The following is a 26,246-nucleotide window of genomic DNA, read 5'->3' on the forward strand; positions in this document are numbered from 1 at the left end:
CGAAGCAGCCCCAAAACCAGCCGACACAGAGTGTCAGGTAAAACGCGCCTACCGGTATTGCGACTGCTGCGCAGCCGAACGGGAGCAAGCTCCCTCGCCACAGGGGTGGTCTGCATGGCTGTGTTCACAGGCGCGGCGCCGGCACTTGGTCGAGCAGTTGCCTGAGCACCTGATCGACTTCCAGCCCTTCGATGTCCAGCTCCGGGGCAATTCGCACACGGTGACGCAGCACCGCCAGGGCGCAGCCCTTGATGTCGTCGGGAATCACGAATTCGCCACCGCGCAGCAAGGCCCGAGCACGGGCGCAACGTACCAGCGCGATTGAGGCGCGTGGCCCGGCACCGAGGGTCAGTCCCGGCCAGGTCCGGGTGGTGCGGGCCAGGCGCACGGCGTAATCGAGTACCTGATCGTCCAGCGGCAGGTCGCTGGCAATGCGCTGCAAGGCCAGCACGTCCTTGGCTTGCAACACGGTGCGCAGCGGTTGCACGTCGAGCATATCGGCTCGGGTCGAACGGCTGACCTGACGCACCATGTTCAATTCCTGATCGACGTCCGGGTAGTCCATGCGCACCTTGAGCATGAAGCGGTCGAGCTCGGCTTCCGGCAACGGGTAAGTGCCTTCCTGTTCGATCGGGTTTTGTGTGGCGAGCACCATGAACGGTTGCGTGATGGGCAGGGCACGGCCCTCGAGGGTGACCTGGCGTTCCTGCATGGCTTCGAGCAGCGCTGCCTGGGTTTTCGCCGGGGCGCGGTTGATCTCGTCGGCCAATAACAGGTTGGTGAACAATGGGCCTTTGCGCAGTTTGAATTGCTCGGTCTGCAAGTCGTACACCGCGTGGCCGGTGACGTCGCTGGGCATCAGGTCCGGGGTGAACTGGATGCGTGCGAACTCGCCGCCGAAGCAGCGGGCGAGGGCGCGCACCAGCAACGTCTTGCCCAACCCCGGCACGCCTTCGAGCAGCACATGGCCGCCGGCGATCAGGGCAGTGAGCACGTCGTCGATCACGGTGTTCTGGCCGATCACGGCTTTTTGCAGTTCCGTCCTTACCGCTTGGGCCAACTGGCTGGCGCGCTGGCGCTGCTGGGCGACGTGGGTCTGTGTGCCGGGCTCGATCTGTTCACTCATAAGGCGTTCCTCAAGGTTTGCAGGTGGGCGACCTGACGGCTGAATTCAGCGCTGGACAGCCGCTGTTTCGGTCGCGGGCTCATGGCCTGGCTGATGGCGCGTGTGGGTTGGCCAGTCAGGCGTGCGAGCACCAGCCATTGTTCGGCGACGCCGAGTTGTTCAAAACCGGGATGACGGTGACGGACACGGCGCAGAATGTCTTGCTGCAAGGCGTGCAACAGGCTGTGCTGTCCGCTGCGGCGCAGCATGAAGTCGGCGCTGGCACGCAGGTGTTCCTGAAGTTGCCGACGCGCCCTTGGGGCCGGTTCCAGCAAAGGGCCGCTGCGCACGCCGACATGCCAGCACCCCAAAGCGATCAAGGCGATCAGGGCCACCAAGGCTTGCGCGAAGTAGCGCCACAGCAAGGTCAGCAAGCTGTCGCGATCGCTATTGAACAGCAGGGTCACGTCGGTGTCGGCCGTCAGGTACCACAGCAGCCAGGCATTGTCGTACCGGTCGATGGCCGGGGTTTTCCAGAGGTCGGCGTCGGTGACCACGGTGATCGAACCCAGCCCGTGCCCCAGCTGCATCATGTGCGTGGCCTTGCCACTGTTGGCCCAGGCCTGGGCGAGGTTTTTCGGATCGTCGAGGTGGAACGCCGTGTCGAAGCTGAAGTAGGCCGGTGCCTCTTCGTTTTCCAGATAGAGCTTGGTCAGTTTGGGGTAGGGGTCGTCGTCGAGATCGGGTGGCGAGTCCTTGAGGTCTTTGCTCAGGAACTGGTGCAGCTGCACCCGGTCGAGCAGCAGATCATTGCTCTGACCGGTCTTTTCATCCCACAGGGCTTCGGCGACAAATAAAAGGCGCCCGCCGGCCCGGGTCCAGTTCAACACCTGATCCACCTGTCGCGGGGACATGTTCGACCGATCGCCGAGCAATAACAAACTGCGCCGATGAGGCTCAAGGGTCGGCAGGATGTCGAGGCTGTTGGCGTGGCTGACGGTCAGGCCCTGTTTACGCAGAAAATGCTCGGCCGCCAGGTAGGGGTTGGCCTGGGCTTCAGGGGACGGGCCGTGTTCGATTTGTACCTGATAGGGCATGGCCTTGAAATACAGGTAAACACTCAATGCGCCCAGGAGCACGGCGATGAACACGCCGACCGCCAGCCACCCCCTGCGGTTCAACGGGCCGCTCCCGGGCCGAATAGAGCGCGCCAGCCGTCACAGAGTTCCTGTTGCAAATGCGCGGGGGGCAGGCGATGCCCGTAGGCCATGTTCTGCCAGTGCCCGGTGAGGCTTTTACTGAAGGCCAGCAAGGCAGGTTGTTGCAGTTGTTCGACGCGCTGAAGCACCTCGCCTTCGGTGTCGGCGGGTTTGAGCGCCATGTTGAAGTCGTTCAGCAAGTGGCTGAGCAAGGCGCGATAGAGCAACCCGAGGGCTTCACGGGGGTGGGTCTGCCAGAGGCTTTCGGCGCTGGCCGCGACATCGGCGGGCAGGGTTTCGCGGTTGAGGTCCAGGCCGAACGCCTGCTGCGGTAACGGCCGCGCGACTTTACGGTTTAACGCTGGCCGACGGCTGACGAACGCCTGCAACCAGTCGCGGTAACGCCAGATCAACAGGCCTATGGCGCCGATCACCGCGCCCCACAGCAACACTTCGATCAGGCTGGCCAATGCGCCGAAGCGTTGGCTGTCCAGCAAGCTGAACAGCGCCTTCAGCCAGGCGGGCGTTTGACCATTGTCCGCAGTATCGGCGGCGGGTTTGTCATCGCCAAACCGATAGCGGGTCACCGTTTCCTTGTTCTTGAACGGTGGCTGATCGAGGATGGCCTTGATGCTGTCCCGGGACGCCTGACTGGTCAGCGGTTGTTCCAGCAGACGCGGGCTGTCCGGTGAAATGACCGGTTCGGCGGCCCAGACGCTTTGCGCCGTCGGCATCAGCAGGATCGCGGCCAGCAGCAGCGTGACGACTGCGCTGCTCAAGCGTTGGCGCAACCGGCGGAACACCAGCTCGATATCCCAGGCTTCCAGCACCGTGCGCCGGTTCAGGTAAAGGCTGAAACCGCAGGCCACATAGACCGGTTCCCAGGCCACCAGCACCAGGGCGTAAAAAGCATTGGTCAGGTGTTCCAGCCAGAGCCAGTCCTGCACGGCGGCGGCGATCAAGGTCTGCCAGCCCCAGTCGAGTTCGATTTGCTGCGGCAAGAGCATGTAGAACAACACCATCAGGCCGATCCACAGCGCGCCTTCCAGGTGCACGCCGATGATGGTCAACCACTGCGCGGCACCGGCGTTGCGCTGCAATAGCACGCGCAAACGTTGTTGTCGTGCTTCGCCCCCCAGGCCTTCGAGTTGCACCACCGGCATCAGAAAACTGCGGCTCAGGCTCAGGCGGCGCCAGGTCAGGCTGGCCAGCAGTTGCGGTTTGAGCAGGCGCGGCCATTGGCGCAGGGCCTGTTTGAGCGTGGGCGTTTCGCCGAACATGGCTTTGGACAGGATGTACAGCGGCAGCCGGTCGAACGCCGGTTTGAGCCACCAGAACAGGAACAGGGCAAGGGAGGGCGAGTCCCACAGCATCAGGGTGAGCAGGGCGAAGATTGGCAAGGTCACGATGGCCCAGCTGGTCATCAGCAGGCGTCGATAGCGCTGACTCAGCAGCACGCCCAGGTCCATGGCTTCCCAGCTTGTGCGCGGGCGGATCACTACGCTGGCGTCACTCAGGCGCATGGCGGGTCCGTCCGGCAAACAGCAGGTAAGTCGCCATCGACACCCAGAGCGCTACGCCAACCAGGTATTTGGTCAGCGGCGCAGTTGCGGTCCGCGACGACCAGTAGGCTTCTATGAACGCCGCAATCAGTAGAAACAGCATGACCCCGCAAATCAGCGACACGCTTTTGCGCGCTGCCAGTTGCAGGGCTTCGGCCCGTGACAAACGACCTGGCGCGATCAAGGCCCAGCCCAGTTGCAGGCCGGCGGCACCGGCCAGGGCAATGGCGCTTAGCTCGAAGGCGCCATGGCCGATCACGAACGACCAGAAGGTTTGCCCGTAGCCGATGTGCGTCAGGTGCCCGGCCACGGCGCCGATCATCAAACCGTTGAAGAACAGGAAAAACGCGCTGCCCAGGCCAAACAGCAAACCGCTGGCGAAGGTCTGAAAAGCGATGCCGATGTTGTGCATGATGTAGTAACCGAACATCATCCAGTCTTCACTGGCCGCCCGTTCGGCCGAACGTCCCAAATGACCGGCGACGGGGTCGTACATGCTTTGCATTTCACTGACCTGTTCGGCCGGGATCAGGTTGTAGACCAGGTCCGGGAACAGATACACCAGCAAGGCGAAGCCGATCAGGCTGGCAAAAAACATCAGGCCGGCGGCAAGCACGAAGCGCCACTGTTCGCGCACCAGTCGCGGGAAATCGGCGAGGATGAAACTCAACACGTTGGCACCCAGTCGATTGCGATGCCGATAAAGCTGTTGATGCCCACGCAGCACTTGCTGCTGCAATGAATCGATCAAAAAACTGCTGTAACCGCGCTCCTGAGCCAGGGCCAGGTGTTGGCAGAGCCGTCGATAGTCCTTGGGGAAACTGGCGATTCGTGAGGATTCCTTGCCTCGTTCCAGCTGTTCGAGCATGAGTGCAAACTGCTCCCATTCGGCCTTGTGGCGGCTTTCGAAAAGGTTTTGCTTCATGTGGGGCCCAACAGTCCACGGGCGATGCCGTTGAGTTCGGCCACGGTCTGTGGCTTCGATACCTGCAACGGTTGCGCGAGTATCGAGGCGAGTTCTTTGACCCGCGCCTCGGAGAGTTCACCCTGGCGTTCGGCAAACCCGAGGATGGCGCGTTGCTCGGTCAGTGTCAGCGTGAAGGCTGCGCGCCGCGGCGGGACGTCGGGTAGTTGCGGCCGGGTGAGGGGCTGTTCGCGGTAGATCACCAGCGTACCGGCAGCCAGGTCGCCGAGGCGCTTGAAGGTGGGATGTTGCAGGCAACTGATCGCCCCGAGGAAGTAGCCGAACGGCAGCATGTCGACAAATCGCAGCAGGTTGCGCAGCAACGAAGCGGACCAGCCGATCGGCGTGCCATTGTCGTGTACCACGCGCAATCCCATCCATTGCTTGCCCGGCGAGCAGCCCTGATTGAGCACCTCGAACAGCACCATGTACCACCAGCTCACCACGAACAGCAGAATCGAGCCAAGCCCTGCACCGAGTGTTCCGAGAAACGCCAACACCATAAACAGCAGGCCCAGGATCAACCCGCGCAGGCCCAGGTCGATGGCGAATGCCAGCGCACGGACCATCAACCCGGCCGGGCGCAGCGGCAAGTCGATGCCTTCGGGCGTTTCGACCTGATACCGCGTGTCCAGTGGCGGGGCCAGCGTCGCTTTCCCTGGCAGTGCTGTGGTCTCGAGCATGGGCAACCTTGGTGTGGCTGGTTTGCGAATCGATGTCCGTCCGATGCTAGCAGTCTCTCGGGGGCAAACGACATAACTATGTAATGCACAGTGAGTGACAAGAGGTGATTGAATGACAAGATTTCTGGTCGGGGCGGCCTGTGTGCGCCTAGACTTCGCCGGTCTTCAGTTCAGGAACAGCCCGTGACTTCGATCTTCTGGTACGACTATGAAACCACTGGCATCAACCCCCGTTGCGACCGCCCGCTGCAAGTGGCGGGGATTCGCACCGACTTCGATCTCAATGAAATAGACGAGCCGGTCAACCTTTATTGCCAGCCCAGTGACGACATCCTGCCTCATCCGGCGGCCTGCACGATCACCGGTATTACGCCCGCGCGTCTGGCCGAGCAAGGGTTGAGCGAAGCCGATTTCATGACCCGGGTTCATGCTCAGCTCGCGGCGCCCGGCACCTGTGGGGCGGGGTATAACACGTTGCGTTTCGACGACGAGATGACCCGTTACAGCCTGTATCGAAACTTTTTCGACCCCTACGCACGGGAGTGGCAGGGCGGCAACAGCCGCTGGGACCTGATCGATGTGGTGCGTGCGGCGTATGCCTTGCGTCCCGATGGCCTTGTCTGGCCTACGGATGACGAAGGACGGGTGACGCTCAAACTCGAACGCTTGACCGCCGCCAATGGCATTGATCACGGGAATGCCCACGAGGCGCTGTCGGATGTTCGCGCCACGATCGCTCTGGCGCGTCTGATCCGCGAAAAGCAGCCGAAGTTGTATGACTGGCTGTTTCAGTTGCGCAGTAAACAAAAGGTGATGGATCAGATTCGGTTGTTGCAACCGATGGTGCACATTTCCGGGCGCTTTTCGGCGGCCCGCCACTATGTGGGGGTGGTATTGCCATTGGCCTGGCATCCACGTAATCGCAACGCGCTGATTGTCTGTGACCTGCACCTGGACCCTCAGGGGTTGCTCGACCTGGATGCCGAAACCTTGCGTCAGCGGCTTTACACCCGCCGGGACGAACTGGCCGAAGGCGAACTGCCGGTGCCGCTCAAGCTCATACACATCAACAAGTGCCCGGTCGTGGCGCCATTATCGGTACTTCGTCCTGACGATCAGCAACGTTTGGGGCTGGATATGGCGCTTTATCAGGGACGGGCGCTGCGGCTAAGCGACGCACAACAAGTTTGGCGAGATAAAGTGTCGGACATTTACAGTCGTGACGATTTCTCTCCGAGTCCGGACCCCGAGCAACAGTTATACGACGGTTTTATCGGTGATCGGGACCGGCGCCTATGTGAGCAAGTCAGAACCGCCGACCCTGCGCAATTAGCACAAGAGCAGTGGCCTTTCGATGATGAACGTTTGCCTGAGTTATTGTTTCGTTATCGGGCGCGCAACTTTCCCGATACGTTGAGCCTCGAAGAGCAAGAACGCTGGCGAATTTTCTGTCAGCAACGTTTGACTGCACCCGAGTGGGGCGCGCCAAATACGCTGGAAAGTTTTCTGGAGACCGCCGCCCAATTGACGATTGGCGCTACATCGTTTCAGCGAGAGGTCCTGGATGAGTGGAAGAATCATGTCCAGGCATTACGCGAACGTTTGAGTCTTTGAAAACGAATATGATCTTCGCTTGAATTCCAGGCATAAAAAACGCCAGCATTTGCTGGCGTTCTTCAGGTCGCGGATCAGTCTGCGACGCGCTTGCGGCTTAGCCCAGCAGGGTAGCCCAGCCTTCAACCACGTCACCGCCCCACTTGGCTTTCCACTCTTTCAGAGTCTTGTGGTTGCCACCTTTGGTTTCGATGACTTCGCCGTTGTGCGGGTTTTTGTATTGTTTAACTTTGCGAGCACGCTTGGTGCCGGTAGTTTTTACTGCGCCGCCACGTGGCGCCTTGGTTTTGGACTCTGGATCCAACAGCGCGATGATGTCACGCAGGGATTTGGAGTATTCGCCCATCAGGGTGCGCAGTTTGCCTTCGAATTCCAGCTCGGTTTGCAGTTTGTCGTCTTGGGACAGATTCTTCAAACGGGCTTGCAGCTCTTTGATAGCTTCTTCGGTGGCGCGATATTCGTTGATCAAGGACATGAGGATTACCTTATGTTGGGCGCTGGATGACAGGGTGACAGTGCGACAATAATAGTCAGGGTGTTTCATCAAGTAAACATTTAACCGAAGTTTTACTTAAATTAGTTGCGGTGAATAGGACACACATTGGAGAGACAGTTAAATAGCGTCACGAATATTCACAGTTGACCTCTTGAAGACTGGCTACAAGAGCACCATGCACTGGCGTATGGCAGCGCCGGAATCTGTGCTGCTGATCGCGATGCAAGGCCACACGTCATCAATACTGCAGTTTTGCTGCGCAATCGTTAGAATGGCGGCCTTTGCGAAGTTCTGGAGTTTCCCCCTCATGCGCACTTTTCGGCTGGTGATTGCTTGCCCGGACCGCGTCGGCATCGTTGCTAAAGTCAGTAACTTTCTGGCGTCACATAACGGCTGGATCACTGAAGCGAGCCATCACTCGGACAATCTCAGTGGCTGGTTCTTCATGCGTCACGAAATTCGTGCCGATTCGCTGCCTTTCGGTATCGAAGCCTTTCGCGAAGCGTTTGCACCGATTGCCGAAGAGTTCTCGATGGACTGGCGCATCACCGACACCGAGCAGAAGAAACGCGTGGTGTTGATGGCCAGCCGTGAGTCCCACTGCCTGGCCGATTTGTTGCACCGCTGGCACAGCGACGAACTGGACTGCGAAATCGCCTGCGTGATTTCCAACCATGACGATTTGCGCAGCATGGTCGAGTGGCACGGTATTCCTTACTACCATGTGCCGGTCAACCCGCAGAACAAGGAGCCGGCCTTCGCCGAAGTTTCGCGCCTGGTCAAACAGCACGAGGCCGAAGTGGTGGTACTTGCCCGCTATATGCAGATTCTGCCGCCCGAGTTGTGCAGCGAATATGCCCATAAAGTCATCAACATTCACCACAGCTTCCTGCCGTCGTTTGTCGGGGCCAAGCCCTATCATCAGGCTTCGATGCGCGGTGTGAAGTTGATCGGCGCCACTTGCCACTACGTAACCGAAGAGCTGGATGCCGGTCCGATCATCGAGCAGGACGTGGTGCGCGTCAGTCACAGCGACAGCATCGAAGACATGGTGCGCTTCGGTCGCGATGTCGAGAAGATGGTGCTGGCCCGCGGTCTGCGTTATCACCTGGAAGACCGAGTGCTGGTGCACGGCAACAAAACCGTCGTGTTCTGATAGCCATACGGTTGAAATTCGAAGGGCCTGGGCGTTCAATCGCTTCAGGCCCTTCGCCGTTTCTGCACTGAGGACATGACCATGGCCGATCCGCTGGACAAAGCCACGTCCAAGGCACCCGCCACATTGGGGGAGGGGTGTTTGAGTCGTTATGACCCCGAGGACCTGACCCCCGAAGACGGCACGGAGTTTCCCGGTGCCGCCGAGTTGTGGGAGCAGTTGCAGGACGATTCCGACGATGAATCCGGGGGCGCCTGAAAAGATCGCAGCCTTCGGCAGCTCCTACAAGGGCTTGGCGTACACCCTGTAGGAGCTGCCGAAGGCTGCGATCTTTCAAGCTTGCTTGAACTTCATCAACTTCTTGAGCAACGGCCGCCCGAGCATCAGTAAAAATACCGGGCCACCCACCACCAGATAGAAGTAATAGGTCACTGTCCGCCAGATCAGAATGGCCGCCGCCGCGGTGGATTTGCCCACCATGGGCGCCAACAGCGCCGCCGATGTCAGTTCCGCCGCCCCGGCACCGCCCGGCAACAGACTGAATTGCCCCGCACTCAGCGACAGCATCTGGATCAGAAAGCACCAGGCCCACTGCAAATCCACGCCCAGCCCGCGCAGCGCCAGATACAGCACGCTATACCGCAAGACCCAATGCAGGCAGGTCAGGGCAAACACGGTAATCAGCGTCTGAAAGGGCAACTTCAGTGTGTCAGTGAACGCTGCCAGGAAGTGCAGAAGCTTGCGCGCCCAGCGGTGTCGAGTCGCGGTCTTGACATTGAGGCGGGCGAGCAACCGACCGCTCAGACGAATCAATGAGCGGTGGCAACGAGCCACTACCACGCAACTGACCAGCCCGCCGAACATCGAGATGGCGCTGACGGTCAGCAGCCACTCCATGCGCTGACTGAGGTGCTGGAACAGTGCATAAATCAGAATCCCGCTCAGCGCGCAGAGAAAAAACAGCAGATCGCTCAACTGGTCCATGGCGAACACGGCGCTGCCCCTGGCCGGCCGCACGCCGTGGCGCGCCAGCAGGGCCATGATGGTCAGCGGTCCGCCACTGCCGCCGGGCGTGGCGCAGTAGGCGAACTCGGCGGACATCACCACCCCGAGGCTTTTGAGGCGGCTCACCTTGGCGCGCTGATCGCCCAGCAACAGGCGCAAGCGCAGGGTATTGAGCCCCCAGCACAGCAGGATCATGCCGAACATGATCAGCAGCCATTCCAGTGGAAAGCGTTGCAGCCGCGACCATGTCTCGCCGCCGCCCAGCAACGAGGGGATGAGCACCGCAGCGAGCAGGGCGACGACCAGCACAATCCCGCGGCTCATGCGGCGCGACCGACGGTGTCGTCTTGCAGTGCCAGCCAGTTGGCCTTGGTCATCGGCACACGGCCCTCGTCGAGCAAACGCTTGAGGAGTTGCAGCCAATAATGACGCGAGAACTCATGGCGCATGTCCACCGGGTGCAGGCCGAGACGAATCACCGGTGCCTGGCGCCAACGTTGTTCGCGCTGATCGCTGACCAGCCTGGACAAACCCCGGCGCCAGGCGCTGCGCGCGCTCCAGACCAGGCCTGGGGCATCGATCGCAGTGAAATCCGGCAGACGATACAGATGCTGCGAATCGCTGGTGTACCGCAGCGGTAACTGGCGCAAGGCCTGGCGGGTTCCTTCGCTCATCAGCCAGGCAGGGGCGACGAAGCCTTCGAGCGGCCAGTTGTAACGATGGAATACCTCGATTCCGGCGCGCAGGCGGGCGAGGGCGGCTTCAAGAGGCAGGTCGTAGAACTCGCCTTCGTGGGTGTAGATCCGGCGCATGAACCAGTCTCGGGGAGTGGTGGGAATCGGCCCTTCATCGCAATGGAAGTAACCGTGCAGTGCCAGTTCGTCGCCGCGAGCGACACGACGGCTCAGCAAACGTCGAAATGCCGGATACGCGTCCAGGTCGTTATGTTTATGGAAGTTCGGCACCACCAGCCAGGTCATCGGCACTTCAGCCAGCGTGTCGACGGCTTCGACGAAGGCCTGGTAATCGGGCCAGGTTTGCGGCGCAACGTCGTGTAGCACCAACAACAGACTGGGCGTGTTCATGGGCTCAACCATTGGCGATCAGCGGCCATTGCGTGCCGAGTACGGCGTGATAGTGCCCCAACAGGCTGTAGACCACCGCGTCCCAGGCGTAATGCCGCTCGACATGGCTGCGGGCTTGTTTGCCCCGTGCGGCGCTGCCCTGGCTGAACAGCTCGCGTACGGCGTTGGCCATCGCCACTGGATTGTCCGGCGCGCAGAGCAGGCCGCATTGATCGGTGACAATTTCCTGAAAGGCCCCGGCCGCCACGGCCACCACCGGAATGCCACTGGCCATGGCTTCAAGGACCACCAGGCCAAAGGTTTCCTGATCACCGGCATGCACCAGCGCATCGGCGCTGGCCATCAAGCGTGCGATTTGCGCCGCCGGGCAGAACTCATCGAGGACAGTGACGTTGCGCGGCACCAGGGTTGGCATCGACGAGCCCACCAGCAGCAGGTGATAGCGACGACCCAGGCGTTTCATGCAATTGAGTAGCACTGGCAGGTTTTTTTCCTTGGAACCACGGCCGGCGAAGATCAGCAGGTGAGTGTTTTCATCGATGCCCAATTCAGCCCGTAAACCTGTATCCCGTTTACTGGGGTTGAACGTTTGCAGGTCGACGCCCAGCGGTTGTACGAAAACGTTCTTCACCCCCAGCCCGATCAGTTTGTCGGCCATGACCTGGCTCGGCGCCAGAACCCGGTCGAAGTTGCCATAGAGTTTGCTGACATAAGCTTCGACATTGGGGGTAACCCAGTTGCCCATGCGATTGCTGACCAGCATCGGCAGGTCGGAGTGATAAAAGCCGATCACCGGCACATCGAGTTGCCGCTTGGCGTCCAAAGCAGCCCAGGCAGTCAGGTAAGGGTCGCCGGCTTCGATCAGGTCAGGCTGCAAATCCTGCAGAACATTGCGCCACGGCGCGAGACGGAGGGGGAAACGATAACCCTTGCCAAAAGGAAGGGCAGGGGCTGGAACGGTGTAGACACCATCCTGTTCACTCAAATGGGCCCCGGGGATCAGCAAGCTATGGCGAATGCCGGGTTTGATGCCAAGACGACGGTGTTTGGCATCCAGATAAGTGCGCACGCCACCGCTGGCAGGGGCGTAGAACATGGTGATGTCAGCGATATGCACGATGAACATTCCTCCGGGGCCGTTGATCTCCTTTGGTTGACCTATATGAAGGATAGATGTTCGATTGGGGTTTTGCGGAGGGGGTGTCAGCGGGGTTTTGCGGGGCTTTACAGATCGCTATCGCGAGCAGGCTCGCTCCCACACAGGATCTGTTGTGAACACATTATTTGTGAACAACGAAGATCAAATGTGGGAGCGAGCCTGCTCGCGATTGGGGCCTGTCAAACGTTCTAGATGCGGAAACTGCCCACCAACTGCTTCAATCGCGAAGCCTGTTGCTCAAGGTCCGAGCACGCCCGCAAGGTCGATTGCAGGTTTTCCACGCCTTCCTGGTTCAGCGTGTTGATCTCGGTGATATCCACGTTGATCGACTCGACCACTGCGGTTTGTTCCTCGGTCGCCGTCGCCACCGACTGGTTCATCCCGTCGATTTCGCCGATGCGCAACGTCACGCTGTTCAGGCGCTCGCCGGCCAGGTTGGCGATTTCCACGCTGTCCTGGCTGTGACGCTGGCTGTCGCTCATGGTGCTGACGGATTCGCGGGCGCCGACTTGCAGCTCCTCGATCATGGTCTGCACCTGTTGCGCCGACTCCTGCGTGCGGTGCGCCAGGTTGCGCACCTCGTCGGCCACCACGGCAAAACCGCGCCCGGCTTCACCGGCCCGCGCCGCTTCGATGGCGGCGTTGAGCGCCAGCAGGTTGGTTTGCTGGGAGATGCTGGTGATCACTTCGAGAATCTGCCCGATGTTCACGGTTTTGCTGTTCAGCGATTCGATGTTGGTGCTCGAGGCGCTGAGCATGCTCGACAGCTGATTCATCGCGGCAATGCTGCGATCCACCACTTGCTGGCCGTCTTCGGCCAGGCTGCGGGCATCGCTGGCCTGATTCGACGCTTGGGCGGCGTTACGGGCGATTTCCTGGGCGGCGGCGCCGAGCTGGTTGATCGCTGCGGCCACGCTGCTGGTACGCGAAGCTTGCTGGTCGGAATTGAACATCGACGAGTTCGAGGCCGCCACCACCCGCAAGGCCACTTCGTTGACCTGGCCGGTGGCCGAGGACACTTCGCGGATCGACGTATGAACCCGTTCCACGAAACGGTTGAACGCCGTGCCAAGGAGGCCGAATTCGTCCTGATTCTGGATGGTCAGGCGTTTGGTCAGGTCGCCTTCACCGTCGGCGATGTCTTCCATGGCGCGGGTCATCACGTGCAGCGGCTGGATCAGCAGGCGGATCAGCATGCCCAGCAAGCCAATGATGATGGCCACGGCAATCAGGGTCGCGATGATCGCCGAGGTGCGGAATTCGCTGAGCATGGAGAAGGCTTTGTCCTTGTCCACCGACAGGCCGATGTACCAATTGACCGACGGCAAGCCTTTGATCGGGGTGAAAGAGACGATGCGGGTTTTTCCGTCGACGTCCACTTCAGTGAAGCTGCTGCTAATGCGTGGGGTATTTTTCGGGTACGCCTCGCTCAGGGACTTCATCACCATGGCTTTGTCCGGATGAACCAGGATCTTGCCGTCGGCGCTGACCAGAAAGGCATAGCCCATGCCGCCGAAATTACGCGCGATCAGGGTGTCGATCAGGGTTTGCAGGCTCAAGTCACCGCCTACCACCCCCACGCTTTTCCCCGATTTTTTCGAAGCGGTGGCAATGGAGATGATGGTTTGACCGGTCGCCGCATCTACGTAAGGTTCGGTCAGCGTCGAGCCGTTGCTGTTTTCCGCGCCTTTGTACCAAGGGCGAACTCTGGGATCGTAGCCGTCCGGCATCTTGGAGTCCGGGCGGTTGATGAAGTTGCCGCTGGCATCACCCAGGTACCTGGCCATGAAGGTCGATGCCAAAGCATTTTGTTCAAGCAGACTGACGACGTTGGATTGTTCGGGGTTGATGGCAATGTTTTGAGCGAGGTTCTCTACCAGCAGGATACGACCGGCCAGCCAACTCTGGATGTTGTTGGCGGTGACGTCTCCCATCTCGGTGAGATAGTTATCCAGATCTTCACGAATCGCATTGCGCTGCAAATAGTCGTTGTACAGCGTGAACGAGGCGAAGGCGGCGATAACGATCAGGGCGGCGGCAAGCAGTATCTTATGGCTGAAGCGCAGGTTTTTGTTCATGGCTTGGGGGTCCGCTAAAGTCTTAATGTCCAGGGCGTGCTTTTATAAAGGCGCGCAAAATGGGCAGTGTTGAAAGTAAGCTGATATTTCCGTCTCTCCTTAGGGAATTACCGACGCTATTTTCAGTCTGGTCTCTCGGTTGTTATCGGCCATGAAGGATCAAAGATTAACCATGGGTGACAAAATGCCTGACTCATCACAACTCGTTATCGGCGCTGACCTCGCGGGCCAGCCAATCGCCCAGGCCATGCGCCTGGCGAACCGTCATGGCCTGGTGGCGGGCGCTACCGGCACCGGTAAAACCGTCACGTTGCAGCGTCTGGCCGAAGCCTTCAGCGATGCTGGCGTGGCGGTGTTCGCGGCGGACATCAAAGGCGACTTGTGCGGGCTGGGCGCCGTCGGCAACCCTCAAGGCAAGGTCGCGGAGCGGATCGCCGGCATGCCCTGGCTGAACCATAAGCCTCAGGCGTATCCGGTGACTTTGTGGGACATTCAAGGTCAGTCCGGGCATCCATTGCGCACCACCTTGAGCGAAATGGGGCCGTTGCTGCTCGGCAGCCTGCTGGAGCTGACCGACAGTCAGCAGTCGGCACTCTATGCCGCCTTCAAAGTGGCCGACCGCGAAGGGCTGTTGCTGCTGGATTTGAAGGATTTGAAGGCACTGCTCAATCATTTGCGTGATAACCCCGAATTGCTGGGGGATGACGCGGCGCTGATGACCACCGGTTCCAGCCAGGCCCTGTTGCGCCGTTTGGCGACGCTGGAACAGCAGGGCGCTGAAGCGTTATTCGGCGAACCGGCGCTGCAGCTGGAAGACATGTTACAACCGGCCGTGGATGGTCGCGGGCGCATTCACTTGCTCGACGCCAGCCGTCTGGTGCACGAAGCGCCGAAGGTCTACGCGACGTTCCTGCTGTGGTTGCTGGCCGAACTGTTCGAGCAGTTGCCAGAACGCGGCGATGCCGAGAAACCGCTGCTGGCGCTGTTTTTCGACGAAGCACACTTGTTGTTCGCCGGTACGCCCAAGGCGTTGCAGGATCGTCTGGAACAAGTGGTGCGACTGATCCGTTCGAAAGGCGTGGGGGTGTATTTCGTCACCCAATCGCCGGGGGATTTGCCGGATGATGTACTGGCTCAGCTGGGCTTGCGTATTCAGCATGGTTTGCGCGCGTTCACCGCCAAAGAGCAGAAGTCCCTGCGCGCGGTGGCCGAGGGCTTCCGGCCGAACCCTGCGTTTGACGCCTTGTCGGTGTTGACCGAACTGGGGATCGGCGAGGCGCTGGTCGGCACCTTGCAGGACAAGGGCACACCGGCGATGGTCCAGCGGGTATTGGTTGCACCGCCGCAATCGCGGATCGGGCCGCTGACCGAGACTGAGCGCACCGTGCTGATCGCCGGTTCGCCCTTCAAGGGGCGTTACGACAAACCGATCGATCGCGAATCGGCTTATGAAGTGCTGATGGGGCGTAAAGGGCTGGTGCCGGATCCCGAAGCCGCGCCGGGCAAACCTGCACCTGAGGAGCCGAGCCTTGCCGACAAGGCCGGGGAGTTCCTCGGCACGGCGGCGGGGCAGGCGCTGAAATCGGCGATGCGACAGGCGGCGAATCAATTGGGCCGACAATTGGTGCGGGGGTTGATGGGGTCTTTGCTCGGTGGCAGCAAACGCCGCTGACAAGTGGGCAATCAAAATGTGGGAGCGAGCCTGCTCGCGATTGCGGCCTGACATTCAACACATGTGTTGACTGATACACCGCTATCGCGAGCAGGCTCGCTCCCACATGGGTTCTAAGTCATGCCTTGGGTTTGGCGTGCGCCGCCAGACGTTCGAGGGCCGCCCGCAGGTTCGGGTCGGTAATCCCGTCGGCCGTCGCCTGAATGGTCGCCGCCGCGTCCGTCGACAAATCCATGGTATGTCCCACCGCCCCTTGCTGAACCGTGGGCGGCTGCACCTTGAACAGAATCCGCGTCAGGCTGGCGAATTCGTCGAACAGCTGTAACTGTCGTTGCAGACGCTTTTGCTGATAACGCAGGCGAGTGGCCCAGTGCCCATCGGTGACAATCAGCAATAAACTGCCTTCACGCCACGATGCCACATGGCAATGCTCGCGGGCAGCCGGCTGCAGCTGGCTTTCCACCAGGCGTTGTAAATGACCCAGGCGTTGAGCGTGGCCGAAGATGGCTTTCAGCGGTTTGGCTTCGCGAAGCAGAACGGCGGGTGCTCTGGCCGTGAGAGGGCGAAATGCCATGATCGAACACCTGAAGTAACAGAGCGGCCATGGTAACAGAAAGCACCCCTTGCCCCCGACCCATTGCTTTGGGAGCGCTTTACCCATTAAATCAACGAGTAACTTGTACCCTCGATGGGTTGAAGTTCAGCAAAAAGCCCTTATTTTAAGTGAGCCCCGTCATAGCGCAGTGCATGCATCGTGGAATAACGCCACTTTCCTCACCATCGTTTCCGGGTAGAATGCTCGTTCGCATGCGGCCATGAGGGCTGCTCGGGCGACTCACGGGGCCGCCCTCCATCCCTTTAGTGTGGAAGATCCTGCCGATATGTTTGCGCCTTTGTTAAAGAAACTTTTTGGAAGCAAGAACGAGCGTGAAGTCAAACGCATGCTCAAGACGGTGCAACTCGTCAATGCCTTCGAAGAGCAAATGGTGGCCCTTTCGGACGATCAATTGCGTGCCAAGACAGACGAGTTCAAGGCCCGCATCGCCAAAGGGGAAACCCTCGACAAGCTGCTGCCAGAAGCCTTTGCGGTCGCCCGCGAAGCCGGTAAGCGCGTCATGGGTATGCGCCACTTCGATGTCCAGCTGATCGGCGGCATGACCTTGCATGAAGGCATGATCGCGGAAATGCGTACCGGTGAAGGCAAGACCCTGGTGGCAACACTGGGCGTTTACCTCAATGCGCTGTCCGGCAAGGGCGTGCATGTTGTGACGGTGAACGACTACCTGGCCCGCCGTGACGCCAACTGGATGCGTCCGCTCTACGAATTCCTCGGCATGACGGTCGGCGTGGTCACGCCGTTCCAGCCGCCGGAAGAGAAACGCGCCGCTTACGCCGCCGACATCACCTACGGCACCAACAACGAATTCGGTTTCGACTACCTGCGCGACAACATGGCGTTCAGCATGGAAGAAAAATTCCAGCGCGAACTCAATTTTGCCGTGATCGACGAAGTCGACTCCATCCTCATCGACGAAGCCCGTACCCCGCTGATCATCTCCGGTCAGGCCGAGGACAGCTCCAAGCTGTACATCGAGATCAACAAACTGATCCCGCAACTGCAATTGCACGTCGAAGAAGTCGAAGGCGAAGTCACCAAGGCCGGCCACTACACCGTCGACGAGAAGACCCGTCAGGTCGAGCTCAACGAAGCCGGTCACCAGTTCATCGAAGACATGCTCACCCGCGTCGGCCTGCTGGCTGAAGGCGAGAGCCTGTACTCGGCACATAACCTGGGCTTGCTGACTCACGTCTATGCCGGCTTGCGTGCGCACAAACTGTTCAATCGCAACGTCGAATACATCGTGCAGGACGGCCAGGTGGTGCTGGTCGACGAACACACCGGCCGTACCATGCCGGGTCGCCGTTTGTCCGAAGGCCTGCACCAGGCCATCGAAGCCAAGGAAAACCTGAACATCCAGGCCGAGAGCCAGACCCTGGCGTCGACCACGTTCCAGAACTACTTCCGTCTGTACAACAAGCTGTCCGGCATGACCGGTACCGCGGACACCGAAGCGTTCGAATTCCATCAGATCTATGGCCTGCAGGTCATGGTGATCCCGCCGAACAAGCCGTTGGCGCGTAAAGACTACAACGACCTGGTGTTCCTGACCGCCGATGAGAAATACGCGGCGATCATCAACGACATCAAGGAATGCATGACCCAGGGCCGTCCGGTGCTGGTGGGTACTGCGACCATCGAAACGTCGGAACATATGTCCAGCCTGCTCGTGAAGGAAGGCATCGAACACAAGGTTCTGAACGCCAAGTTCCACGAAAAAGAAGCCGAAATCATCGCTCAGGCCGGTCGCCCGGGCGCACTGACCATCGCCACCAACATGGCTGGTCGTGGTACCGACATCCTGTTGGGCGGTAACTGGGAAGTGGAAGTCGCGACCCTGGAAAACCCGACCCCTGAGCAGATTGCCCAGATCAAGGCCGACTGGCAGAAACGTCACCAGCAAGTGCTGGAGTCGGGCGGTTTGCAGGTGATCGCTTCCGAGCGTCACGAATCGCGCCGTATCGACAACCAGTTGCGTGGTCGTGCCGGTCGTCAGGGCGACGCCGGCTCCAGCCGTTTCTACCTGTCGCTGGAAGACAGCCTGATGCGTATCTTCGCCTCTGACCGGGTGAAGAACTTCATGAAGGCGCTGGGCATGCAGTCCGGTGAAGCGATCGAGCATCGCATGGTGACCAACGCCATCGAGAAGGCTCAGCGCAAGGTTGAAGGCCGCAACTTCGACATCCGTAAACAACTGCTCGAGTTCGACGACGTCAACAACGAACAACGTAAAGTGATCTATCACATGCGTAACAGTTTGTTGGCCGCCGACAACATCGGTGAAACCATCGCCGATTTCCGTCAGGACGTGCTCAACGCAACCGTCAGTGCACACATTCCACCGCAATCGCTGCCTGAGCAGTGGGACGTGGCCGGTCTGGAAGCGGCGTTGCAGAGCGACTTCGGTGTGGCGCTGCCGATCCAGCAATGGCTCGACGAAGACGACCACCTGTACGAAGAGACCCTGCGCGAGAAGCTGCTCAACGAACTGATCGCGGCGTACAACGAGAAAGAAGACCAGGCCGGTGCCGAAGCACTGCGCTCCTTCGAGAAGCAAATCGTGCTGCGCGTGCTCGACGACCTGTGGAAAGACCACCTGTCGACCATGGATCACCTGCGCCACGGCATCCACTTGCGTGGTTATGCGCAGAAGAACCCGAAGCAGGAATACAAGCGCGAGTCCTTCACCTTGTTCTCCGAGCTGCTGGATTCGATCAAGCGCGACTCGATCCGTGTGCTGTCGCACGTTCAGGTTCGCCGCGAAGATCCGATCGAAGAAGAGGCACGTCTGCGTCAGGAAGCCGAGGCGCTGGCTGCGCGCATGCAGTTCCAGCACGACGAAGCGCCTGGCCTGGAGCAACCGGAAGTGTTGGGTGAAGAGATCGATGTCGCTCTCGCCACCGCACCGGTACGCAACGAGCAGAAACTGGGCCGCAACGAGCTGTGCTACTGCGGTTCGGGCAAGAAGTTCAAGCATTGCCACGGGCAGATCCAGTAAAACCCGTTTCAAACGCTGAAATACCCGCGCCGCGACCGGCTTATGCCGTCGCGGCGTTTTGCCATTTAAACCACCGTCTATCGCAATGACGATGCAGACAACATTTTTTAAGGAGCGCATTCATGGCTGTTGGTCTTGGTCCTTTGCCAACGTTGCACCCGGTTGCCGGTTTTGAACTCGGTATCGCCTCGGCCGGTATCAAGCGCCCGGGGCGCAAGGATGTCGTGGTCATGCGCTGTGCCGAAGGTTCCACGGTGGCGGGCGTGTTCACCCTGAACGCTTTTTGCGCAGCTCCGGTGATCCTGGCCAAGCAACGCGTGCAAGGCCCGGTGCGTTACCTGCTGACCAACACTGGCAATGCCAACGCCGGCACCGGCGAACCAGGCCTGGCGGCCGCCGAGCGCACCTGCGCCAAACTGGCTGAATTGACCGGCGTCGATGCCAGCCTGGTGCTGCCGTACTCCACCGGTGTGATCGGCGAGCCGCTGCCGGTCGAGAAAATCGAAGGTGCGTTGCAGGCCGCTCTCGATGACCTGTCGGAGAACAACTGGGAAGCGGCCGCTACCGGCATCATGACCACCGACACCCTGCCCAAGGGCGCCAGCCGTCAGTTCCAGCATGACGGCGTGACCATCACCGTCACCGGCATCAGCAAAGGCGCGGGGATGATCCGCCCGAACATGGCAACCATGCTCGGCTATATCGCCACCGACGCCAAAGTCTCCCGCGAGGTGCTGCAAAACCTGCTGCTGGACGGCGCCAACAAGTCGTTCAACCGCATCACCATCGACGGCGACACCTCGACCAACGACTGCTGCATGCTGATCGCCACCGGTCAGGCTGCACTGCCGGAAATCACTTCCGCGAGTGGTGAACTGTTCACCAAACTGAAGCAGGCCGTGTTCGAAGTGTGCATGGACGTGGCCCAGGCCATCGTGCGCGACGGCGAAGGCGCGACCAAGTTCGTTACCGTGGAAGTCAACGGTGGCGGCAATCACCAGGAATGCCTGGACGTTGGTTACACCGTGGCCCACTCGCCGCTGATCAAGACCGCGTTGTTCGCCTCCGACCCGAACTGGGGTCGCATCCTGGCTGCCGTGGGCCGTGCGGGCGTGCCGAACCTGGACGTGAGCAAGATCGACGTGTTCCTTGGCGAGGTGTGCATCGCCAGCCGTGGCGCTCGCTCTGCCACCTACACCGAAGCCCAGGGCGCGGCGGTGATGCAGCAGGAAGAGATCACCATCCGTATCGAACTGGGTCGCGGCGATTGCAGCGAAACCATCTGGACGACTGACTTGTCCCACGAATACGTGAAGATCAACGCTGAGTACCGTACGTAAGACCGAGTCGACCCTATCGCGAGCAGGCTCGCTCCCACAGTAGATCTCCAGTCAACACAGATTTTGTGTACGGCAGAAAAACATGTGGGAGCGAGCCTGCTCGCGATAGCGGTCTGTCAGTCGCTAGCTAGACTGGCCTGTTTCCTTATCAAAAGGTCCCGAACATGAGCCTCCACCTGATCATCGGCGACAAACTGTATTCCTCCTGGTCCCTGCGCGCGGCACTGGCCCTCGACCTGACCGGCGCGTCCTACACCGAAGAACTGATCAAGCTGAACCAGCCAGACACTCGCGAGCGCGTGCTCAAGCATTCGCCGACCGGTAAAGTCCCGCTGCTGAAATCCGAACACGGCACCATCGCCGATTCGCTGGCGATTGCCGAATATCTTGCCGAACAATTTCCCGATGCCGGCCTCTGGCCCAAAGACACTGCCGCCCGTGCCCAAGCGCGTTCGGCGTGCGCGCAGATGCACAGCGGTTTCTTTGCCATGCGCGGCAACATGCCGTTCGACCTGAGCCACAATGCGCCGCTGTCGCCGACCCCGCCTGAGGTTCAGGCTGAAATCGAACGCATGCTGGCGTTGTGGGCTGAATGTCGTGCCGTCGCGACTGAAACCGGCCCGTTCCTGTTTGGCGGTGCGACCCTGGCCGATGCGTTTTTTGCACCGATCGCCGTACGCCTGCGCACCTATCAGGTAAAACTGCCCGAGGCCGATGCGGCCTATGTCGAAACCATCTACCAATGGCCAGCCTTCAAGGCCTGGCGGAAGGCGGGTCTGGAGGAAATAGAGCGGTGAAACGAGTCCATGTAGCAGCCGCGGTTATCCGCGATAGCAACGGCAAAATCCTCATTGCCCGCCGTGCCGACACCCAGCATCAGGGCGGTTTGTGGGAGTTCCCCGGTGGCAAGGTCGAGGATGACGAATCCGTCGAGACGGCCCTGTCCCGCGAGCTTCACGAAGAGTTGGGCATTTTGGTCCGTACGGCGCGCCCACTGATCAAAGTCCGCCACGATTACCCGGACAAGCAGGTGTTGCTGGATGTCTGGGAAGTTTCGGCGTTTACCGGTGAACCCCATGGCGCCGAAGGTCAGCCTTTGGCCTGGGTGACCGAGCGGGAACTGGTGGATTACGAGTTCCCGGCCGCCAATCAGCCGATCGTCGCCGCTGCACGCTTGCCCGGCGAATACCTGATCACCCCGGATGGCCTGGAAACGCCGGCCTTGTTGCGCGGTATCCAGAAAGCCATCGCTGGTGGCATCAAGCTGATTCAGTTGCGTGCGCCCAACGGCTACGACCCGCAATACCGCGATCTGGCGGTGGACGCGGCGGGGCTGTGTGCCGGCAAGGCACAGTTGATGATCAAGGGGCCGTTTGAATGGCTGGGGGACTTCCCGTCCGCCGGTTGGCACATTACTGCGGCGCAGCTGCGCAAATACGCGGCGGCCGGGCGACCGCTACCGGCGTCGCGCTGGTTGGCGGCGTCTTGTCACAACGCTGAAGAACTGGCACTGGCCGAGCAGATGGGCGTGGACTTTGTGACCCTGTCGCCGGTGCAGCCGACCCAGACGCACCCGGATGCTCAGCCATTGGGTTGGGAGCAGGCTTCGACTTTGATCGAGGGCTTCAGCAAACCGGTGTTTTTGCTTGGCGGGGTTGGCCCGGCGGAGCGGCAGAAAGCCTGGGAGGCGGGGGCGCAGGGTGTGGCGGGGATTCGGGCGTTTTGGCCTGAGGTTTGATTCTGCGGTGTAGCCACTAGCCTCATCGCGAGCAGGCTCGCTCCCACATTGGATTTGTGTACACCTCGATCCACTGTGGGAGCGAGCCTGCTCGCGATGGCATCTTCGGACGCGCCGACTAAACCCCAGGTTTCGCCGCCGGCTTCCAAAGAATCTCTGCAATCCCCTGACGCTTGGCAATCAACCTTGCCGCCACAAACAACAAATCCGACAACCGATTGATATACGCCAGGCCAACCCCGGCCAGCGGCTCGATCGCATTCAACTGCTGACAGCGCCGCTCGGCACTGCGCGCCAGACAGCGGCATACGTGGGCCTGGGCAATCAGTGCCGAACCGCCGGGCAGGATGAAATTCTCCAGGGGGCCCAACTCTTCATTCCACACATCGATCGCCGTTTCCAGCCGCTCGATTTCTGCCGTATTCAGTGCCTGATACACCGGCATCGCCAGTTCGCCACCGAGGTCGAACAACCGATGCTGGCAGGGCGCCAAAACCTCAATCACCTCGTTCAATCCAGGATACGTGCCGCTTTCCGCTGCCAACCCGGCCAACAGCACACCCACCTGGCTGTTCAGCGTATCGACTTCGCCAATGGCCTCGATTCGCGGATGGTCCTTGGGCACCCGGCGGCCATCGCCGAGCCCTGTTTCGCCTTTGTCGCCAGTGCGGGTGTAAATCTTCGACAAGCGAAAGCCCATGGTTACCTCGACAGCTGATTGAGTTCTTGAGAGACCACCGGAGCGCCCGACAACGGCAGGCGCAAGGTGAAGCAAGTGCCTTGGCCCAGTGTCGATTGCACTTCCATCTGGCCCTTGTGGTTGTTGGTGATGATGAAATACGAGACCGAGAGCCCTAGGCCGGTGCCCTGACCGATTTCCTTGGTGGTGAAGAACGGCTCAAACGTGCGTTTGCGCACGTTCTCGCTCATGCCGATGCCGTTGTCCTCGACCTGAATTTCCGCCCACGGCGGATTCAGCTTTGTACGCAGAATGATCCGCCCCGGTTCGCGGTCGTCTGCACGCTGGTGAATGGCTTGCGCGGCGTTTTTCAGCAGGTTGAGCAGCACCTGTTCCAGTTCGTTGGCGGTGCCGGGCACCGGGCCCAGCGCCGGATCGAACTGCCGAATGATCGCCTGGCCCTTGAAGTCGAAGCCGATGGCCAGGTCGAAGTCGTTACCGGCGATTTCCACCGCTTGATCGATCAGCGCCGGTAAATCGCACGGGGCCATTTGCCGGGTACTGCGGCGGCTGAAGCTGAGCATGTGCGTCACGATCTTCGCTGCCCGGGCGCCCGCCTGCTGAATGCCGTCAAGCAGCTGCGGCACTTCACGTGCTTGCAGGTACTTATTGACCGTTTCCAGTTCGATGCCGAGGTGCTCGGCCTGTTCGAGGTTTTTCGGCAGCTCGGCTGACAGGCGCCGGCGAATGTTCTGCACGTTATGCAGGATTGCGCCCAGCGGATTGTTGATCTCGTGGGCCATGCCGGCGGCGAGGCCACCGACCGAGAGCATTTTTTCCGACTGCACCATCATTTCTTCCAGGGACAGACGCTGGGTGATGTCGTCGATCCGGATCACCACGCCGCGCCCGGCACCCCCCATCAATGGATAGAACGTCAGGGCGTAATGCTTGGGTTCATCATCCTTGAGCCAGGTGACGCGTTCGATTTTGGCCACTGTGTGCTGCTCGACGGTTTGCTTGAGCTGCGGCAGGAACGGTTTGAGCGGTTCGAAGGCGAGGAAGATCGGCTGGTTCAAGGCTTCGTCCAGGCGCGTGCCGGACAGGGCGCTGGCCTCCTGATTCCATTGGGTCACGTAGAGCTGCTCGTCCAGGGCGATCAGTGCCGAGGGCATGGAGTCGATGATGCTGTTGAGGTAGTTCTGGAAACCGGTGAGTTTTTTCTCGATTTTGCTCCGCACCTGAACTTCCAGCTCCAGTTTGCGGTTGGTGTGACGGGTTTCTTCGGCCAGCCCCTGGGCCTGGTCGTAAGCCGCCTGGGAATCGTCGCGGGCGCGCTTGAGTTGCTGCTCCCGAGCCTCGATGCGCGAGAGCATGGTATTGAACGCTTCGGCGAGGCTGCCGATTTCGTCGTGGTTGCCGCGAGAGGCGCGCAGGGCGTAGTTCTCTTCCCGGGTCACTTGCCGGGACAACTCTTCGAGCTGATGGATGGGGCGGGTAATCAAGCGTTTGATCTGCCGGGCGATCACCAGCCACAACAGCACGCTGAAGATCAGAATCCCCAGGCTGGCGGTCAGGGTCCCGGTGTAGAACGCCATCGGCAGTTCGCTGCTGGCGACCAACAGCAGATGGCCGGGCTCGGTGTTGGGGCGGGGCAGGGTGATCACTTGATTGCTGCGAAACTCGGTGGCTTGCCAGGCTTCAAGGCGCCGGTAATGCTCTGGAAGGCTCAACGTGTCGCCGTGTTGCAGCTGCGCCAGACGCTCACCCTTACCGTCGTAAAGAGCGGCCGCACGCAACGGTGAATAGCTGTTGAGTTCGTTGAGCAGGCGTTCGGCGTTTTGCGGCGACTTCAGGGCGTCAGACACCAGGCTCGGGTTGGACACCAGTCGGCCGATGGTCTGCAAGGCCTGGGGCGCCATGCTTTCCTGGGAGATGTAATAGGCGGCGCTGATAAAGGTCAGGTTGGCGACCAGCAAAACGGTGGTCAACAGCACCAGCAGGGCGGCCAGCAGCTTCTGGCCGACTGGAAGGTTTTCAAGGCGCTGGCGCAATGGCATCAGGTTCATCGCTAAAAAGGAACAAGTGGCCAGCGTAGCCGCTGCTCAGTCGCTGGGCAATCCAAGGCTGTGCAGATGGGCGATCAAGCGCTGTTGCAATTGCTTGAGGTGTGGCAGGTTCAACCGATGCCGCGACGCGACTTTGCAGGCATGGCCCAACAGGTAGCTGATTTCGGTGCGGCGCTGATTCGCGACGTCCTGGTACATCGAGGAGAAATTGGCCGCGGTGGCCTTGATCACCCGTTCGACTTCCTCCTGAAGGTTCTCCGCCGCTGCCGGCTGACCGCAGCGCTCCAGCAGTTCGGTGAGCTCGGCGCACAGGGTGGCGACTTCGCAATGATGTTGCTGCAAACCGCCGTTGCGGCACTCGTGTAGCACGGTCAGTGGGTTGATCGCACAATTGAGCGCCAGTTTTCGCCACAGCCTGGTGAGGATGTCGGTGCTCCACTCATGGGGAATGCCGGCGTCGCTCAAGTCCTCCAGCCAGAAGGGTGCCACCGGATGGCCAGCGTCTCCCAGCCAAGTGTAACCATGACCGGCAAACACCACGCGCCAGTCGCCATCGCGAAACGCGCCTTCGGTACTGGAGGCGAAGATGCAGCGGGCATGCGGGACTTGCGTGGCGACGGCATCCTGACTGCCGAGGCCGTTTTGCAACAGGATCAGTTCGGCGTCGGGTGTCAGACGGTGGGCGAGCCGGGCCACGGCTGTGACGGCGTCGTAGGCTTTGCAGGCCACCAGCAGACGGCTGATCGGCCCGTCGCTGTCGGCTGTTTCGCCGGGCACCGGGTACAGTTGCGCTTCGCCGTGTTCCACCAGCGTCAGCCCGCCCGCCGCCTGATAGGCCTGCAAGCGAGCCGCGTCCCGCACGATCAGCCTGACTGGCACTGAGGCCCGTGCCAGACGGGTGGCCCACAACGTGCCGAGACTGCCGGCGCCCAGAATATGCCAAGGGGTGGACATCAGCTTTTTGCTCGGTTTGATGCTGGCATGTGAGGCTCGCAGTATCGGTTGGAAAAGACCCGTTATAATGA

22 protein-coding genes are annotated in these 26,246 nt (G+C 60.4%); 8 read left to right on the forward strand and 14 right to left on the reverse strand.

Annotated elements, in window-relative coordinates:
- Positions 1–124 precede the first annotated feature (124 nt).
- Genes QMK51_RS06650 through QMK51_RS06670 form a run of 5 tightly spaced genes read right to left on the reverse strand, consistent with a single transcriptional unit; the run spans position 125 to position 5,513 of the window.
- Positions 125–1,126: a MoxR family ATPase gene (locus tag QMK51_RS06650; protein WP_320393512.1), complete on the reverse strand. Its 1,002-nt coding sequence runs from the start codon at positions 1,124–1,126 to the stop codon at positions 125–127.
- Positions 1,123–2,286, reverse strand: a complete 1,164-nt coding sequence (locus QMK51_RS06655; protein ID WP_320393513.1) for a DUF4350 domain-containing protein — start codon at positions 2,284–2,286, stop codon at positions 1,123–1,125. The genes QMK51_RS06650 and QMK51_RS06655 overlap by 4 nt, the downstream gene beginning before the upstream one ends.
- On the reverse strand, positions 2,283–3,827 hold the full coding sequence (locus QMK51_RS06660) for a DUF4129 domain-containing protein (protein ID WP_320393514.1): 1,545 nt from the start codon (positions 3,825–3,827) through the stop codon (positions 2,283–2,285). The genes QMK51_RS06655 and QMK51_RS06660 overlap by 4 nt, the downstream gene beginning before the upstream one ends.
- Positions 3,814–4,791: a stage II sporulation protein M gene (locus QMK51_RS06665; RefSeq protein WP_320393515.1), complete on the reverse strand. Its 978-nt coding sequence runs from the start codon at positions 4,789–4,791 to the stop codon at positions 3,814–3,816. The genes QMK51_RS06660 and QMK51_RS06665 overlap by 14 nt, the downstream gene beginning before the upstream one ends.
- Positions 4,788–5,513 (reverse strand): RDD family protein, encoded by a 726-nt coding sequence (locus QMK51_RS06670; RefSeq protein ID WP_258699385.1) that lies wholly within the window; start codon positions 5,511–5,513, stop codon positions 4,788–4,790. Before QMK51_RS06670 ends, QMK51_RS06665 begins: the two co-directional genes overlap by 4 nt.
- Positions 5,514–5,696: 183 nt before the next feature.
- Between QMK51_RS06670 and sbcB the strand changes: the two genes are divergently transcribed.
- Complete coding sequence (gene sbcB, locus QMK51_RS06675) at positions 5,697–7,127, forward strand: exodeoxyribonuclease I (protein WP_320393516.1); 1,431 nt, start codon at positions 5,697–5,699, stop codon at positions 7,125–7,127.
- Between the two features lie 97 nt (positions 7,128–7,224).
- Here the strand turns inward: sbcB and mvaT are convergent, their stop codons facing one another.
- Entirely contained in the window at positions 7,225–7,602 is a 378-nt protein-coding gene (mvaT, locus tag QMK51_RS06680; protein WP_007933316.1) for a histone-like nucleoid-structuring protein MvaT, read from the reverse strand.
- A 328-nt stretch (positions 7,603–7,930) separates the two neighbouring features.
- On the opposite strand from mvaT, the gene purU reads away from it, so the two are divergent.
- Complete coding sequence (purU, locus tag QMK51_RS06685; RefSeq protein ID WP_007903852.1) at positions 7,931–8,779, forward strand: formyltetrahydrofolate deformylase; 849 nt, start codon at positions 7,931–7,933, stop codon at positions 8,777–8,779.
- An 81-nt stretch (positions 8,780–8,860) separates the two neighbouring features.
- Complete coding sequence (locus QMK51_RS06690) at positions 8,861–9,037, forward strand: hypothetical protein (protein WP_258699387.1); 177 nt, start codon at positions 8,861–8,863, stop codon at positions 9,035–9,037.
- 75 nt (positions 9,038–9,112) lie between these two features.
- Here the strand turns inward: QMK51_RS06690 and QMK51_RS06695 are convergent, their stop codons facing one another.
- From QMK51_RS06695 to QMK51_RS06710, 4 genes are all read right to left on the reverse strand, one after another.
- Positions 9,113–10,108: a lysylphosphatidylglycerol synthase transmembrane domain-containing protein gene (locus QMK51_RS06695; RefSeq protein WP_320393517.1), complete on the reverse strand. Its 996-nt coding sequence runs from the start codon at positions 10,106–10,108 to the stop codon at positions 9,113–9,115.
- Complete coding sequence (locus QMK51_RS06700) at positions 10,105–10,881, reverse strand: polysaccharide deacetylase family protein (protein WP_320393518.1); 777 nt, start codon at positions 10,879–10,881, stop codon at positions 10,105–10,107. The genes QMK51_RS06695 and QMK51_RS06700 overlap by 4 nt, the downstream gene beginning before the upstream one ends.
- Positions 10,874–11,995, reverse strand: a complete 1,122-nt coding sequence (locus tag QMK51_RS06705) for a glycosyltransferase family 1 protein (protein ID WP_320393519.1) — start codon at positions 11,993–11,995, stop codon at positions 10,874–10,876. Before QMK51_RS06705 ends, QMK51_RS06700 begins: the two co-directional genes overlap by 8 nt.
- Positions 11,996–12,216: 221 nt before the next feature.
- Positions 12,217–14,106: a methyl-accepting chemotaxis protein gene (locus QMK51_RS06710; protein ID WP_320393520.1), complete on the reverse strand. Its 1,890-nt coding sequence runs from the start codon at positions 14,104–14,106 to the stop codon at positions 12,217–12,219.
- A gap of 184 nt (positions 14,107–14,290) precedes the next feature.
- On the opposite strand from QMK51_RS06710, the gene QMK51_RS06715 reads away from it, so the two are divergent.
- Positions 14,291–15,778, forward strand: coding sequence for a helicase HerA-like domain-containing protein (locus QMK51_RS06715; RefSeq protein WP_320393521.1), 1,488 nt, complete (start codon positions 14,291–14,293; stop codon positions 15,776–15,778).
- A gap of 118 nt (positions 15,779–15,896) precedes the next feature.
- Here QMK51_RS06715 and QMK51_RS06720 read toward each other — a convergent pair whose 3' ends face one another.
- Positions 15,897–16,352 (reverse strand): DUF721 domain-containing protein, encoded by a 456-nt coding sequence (locus tag QMK51_RS06720; RefSeq protein WP_253416480.1) that lies wholly within the window; start codon positions 16,350–16,352, stop codon positions 15,897–15,899.
- A 307-nt stretch (positions 16,353–16,659) separates the two neighbouring features.
- Between QMK51_RS06720 and secA the strand changes: the two genes are divergently transcribed.
- From secA to QMK51_RS06740, 4 genes are all read left to right on the forward strand, one after another.
- The gene (gene secA / locus QMK51_RS06725) at positions 16,660–19,395 is read left to right on the forward strand and encodes a preprotein translocase subunit SecA (protein ID WP_320393522.1); all 2,736 of its coding nucleotides are present in this window, start codon (positions 16,660–16,662) and stop codon (positions 19,393–19,395) included.
- A gap of 122 nt (positions 19,396–19,517) precedes the next feature.
- A complete protein-coding gene (gene argJ / locus QMK51_RS06730) occupies positions 19,518–20,735 on the forward strand; it encodes a bifunctional glutamate N-acetyltransferase/amino-acid acetyltransferase ArgJ (RefSeq protein ID WP_320393523.1) in 1,218 nt (405 codons plus the stop codon).
- 164 nt (positions 20,736–20,899) lie between these two features.
- Positions 20,900–21,532 carry a glutathione S-transferase family protein gene (locus QMK51_RS06735; protein WP_320393524.1) on the forward strand — a complete coding sequence of 211 codons (633 nt, stop codon included), beginning with the start codon at positions 20,900–20,902 and terminating at the stop codon, positions 21,530–21,532.
- On the forward strand, positions 21,529–22,473 hold the full coding sequence (locus QMK51_RS06740; RefSeq protein ID WP_320393525.1) for a Nudix family hydrolase: 945 nt from the start codon (positions 21,529–21,531) through the stop codon (positions 22,471–22,473). Before QMK51_RS06735 ends, QMK51_RS06740 begins: the two co-directional genes overlap by 4 nt.
- A gap of 118 nt (positions 22,474–22,591) precedes the next feature.
- On the opposite strand, the gene QMK51_RS06745 is transcribed toward QMK51_RS06740, so the two are convergent.
- From QMK51_RS06745 to QMK51_RS06755, 3 genes are read right to left on the reverse strand one after another with little or no spacing between them, the layout of a single operon-like run.
- Positions 22,592–23,173 carry a cob(I)yrinic acid a,c-diamide adenosyltransferase gene (locus QMK51_RS06745; RefSeq protein WP_320393526.1) on the reverse strand — a complete coding sequence of 194 codons (582 nt, stop codon included), beginning with the start codon at positions 23,171–23,173 and terminating at the stop codon, positions 22,592–22,594.
- Between the two features lie 2 nt (positions 23,174–23,175).
- On the reverse strand, positions 23,176–25,212 hold the full coding sequence (locus QMK51_RS06750) for an ATP-binding protein (protein WP_320393527.1): 2,037 nt from the start codon (positions 25,210–25,212) through the stop codon (positions 23,176–23,178).
- A 45-nt stretch (positions 25,213–25,257) separates the two neighbouring features.
- Positions 25,258–26,175 (reverse strand): putative 2-dehydropantoate 2-reductase, encoded by a 918-nt coding sequence (locus QMK51_RS06755; RefSeq protein ID WP_320393528.1) that lies wholly within the window; start codon positions 26,173–26,175, stop codon positions 25,258–25,260.
- Between the last annotated feature and the right edge of the window lie 71 nt (positions 26,176–26,246).

Source organism: Pseudomonas sp. P9_31, from assembly GCF_034008235.1.
GTDB lineage: Bacteria > Pseudomonadota > Gammaproteobacteria > Pseudomonadales > Pseudomonadaceae > Aquipseudomonas.

What these genes read in the sequence shown, in the direction of transcription:
- QMK51_RS06650 (WP_320393512.1), bottom strand. Translation starts at nt 1,126, where the DNA reads ATGAGTGAACAGATCGAGCCCGGCACACAGACCCACGTCGCCCAGCAG.
- QMK51_RS06660 (WP_320393514.1), bottom strand. Translation starts at nt 3,827, where the DNA reads ATGCGCCTGAGTGACGCCAGCGTAGTGATCCGCCCGCGCACAAGCTGG.
- QMK51_RS06665 (WP_320393515.1), bottom strand. Translation starts at nt 4,791, where the DNA reads ATGAAGCAAAACCTTTTCGAAAGCCGCCACAAGGCCGAATGGGAGCAG.
- QMK51_RS06670 (WP_258699385.1), bottom strand. Translation starts at nt 5,513, where the DNA reads ATGCTCGAGACCACAGCACTGCCAGGGAAAGCGACGCTGGCCCCGCCA.
- mvaT (WP_007933316.1), bottom strand. Translation starts at nt 7,602, where the DNA reads ATGTCCTTGATCAACGAATATCGCGCCACCGAAGAAGCTATCAAAGAG.
- purU (WP_007903852.1), top strand. Translation starts at nt 7,931, where the DNA reads ATGCGCACTTTTCGGCTGGTGATTGCTTGCCCGGACCGCGTCGGCATC.
- QMK51_RS06690 (WP_258699387.1), top strand. Translation starts at nt 8,861, where the DNA reads ATGGCCGATCCGCTGGACAAAGCCACGTCCAAGGCACCCGCCACATTG.
- QMK51_RS06695 (WP_320393517.1), bottom strand. Translation starts at nt 10,108, where the DNA reads ATGAGCCGCGGGATTGTGCTGGTCGTCGCCCTGCTCGCTGCGGTGCTC.
- QMK51_RS06700 (WP_320393518.1), bottom strand. Translation starts at nt 10,881, where the DNA reads ATGGTTGAGCCCATGAACACGCCCAGTCTGTTGTTGGTGCTACACGAC.
- QMK51_RS06705 (WP_320393519.1), bottom strand. Translation starts at nt 11,995, where the DNA reads ATGTTCATCGTGCATATCGCTGACATCACCATGTTCTACGCCCCTGCC.
- QMK51_RS06710 (WP_320393520.1), bottom strand. Translation starts at nt 14,106, where the DNA reads ATGAACAAAAACCTGCGCTTCAGCCATAAGATACTGCTTGCCGCCGCC.
- QMK51_RS06715 (WP_320393521.1), top strand. Translation starts at nt 14,291, where the DNA reads ATGCCTGACTCATCACAACTCGTTATCGGCGCTGACCTCGCGGGCCAG.
- QMK51_RS06720 (WP_253416480.1), bottom strand. Translation starts at nt 16,352, where the DNA reads ATGGCATTTCGCCCTCTCACGGCCAGAGCACCCGCCGTTCTGCTTCGC.
- secA (WP_320393522.1), top strand. Translation starts at nt 16,660, where the DNA reads ATGTTTGCGCCTTTGTTAAAGAAACTTTTTGGAAGCAAGAACGAGCGT.
- argJ (WP_320393523.1), top strand. Translation starts at nt 19,518, where the DNA reads ATGGCTGTTGGTCTTGGTCCTTTGCCAACGTTGCACCCGGTTGCCGGT.
- QMK51_RS06735 (WP_320393524.1), top strand. Translation starts at nt 20,900, where the DNA reads ATGAGCCTCCACCTGATCATCGGCGACAAACTGTATTCCTCCTGGTCC.
- QMK51_RS06745 (WP_320393526.1), bottom strand. Translation starts at nt 23,173, where the DNA reads ATGGGCTTTCGCTTGTCGAAGATTTACACCCGCACTGGCGACAAAGGC.
- QMK51_RS06750 (WP_320393527.1), bottom strand. Translation starts at nt 25,212, where the DNA reads ATGCCATTGCGCCAGCGCCTTGAAAACCTTCCAGTCGGCCAGAAGCTG.
- QMK51_RS06755 (WP_320393528.1), bottom strand. Translation starts at nt 26,175, where the DNA reads ATGTCCACCCCTTGGCATATTCTGGGCGCCGGCAGTCTCGGCACGTTG.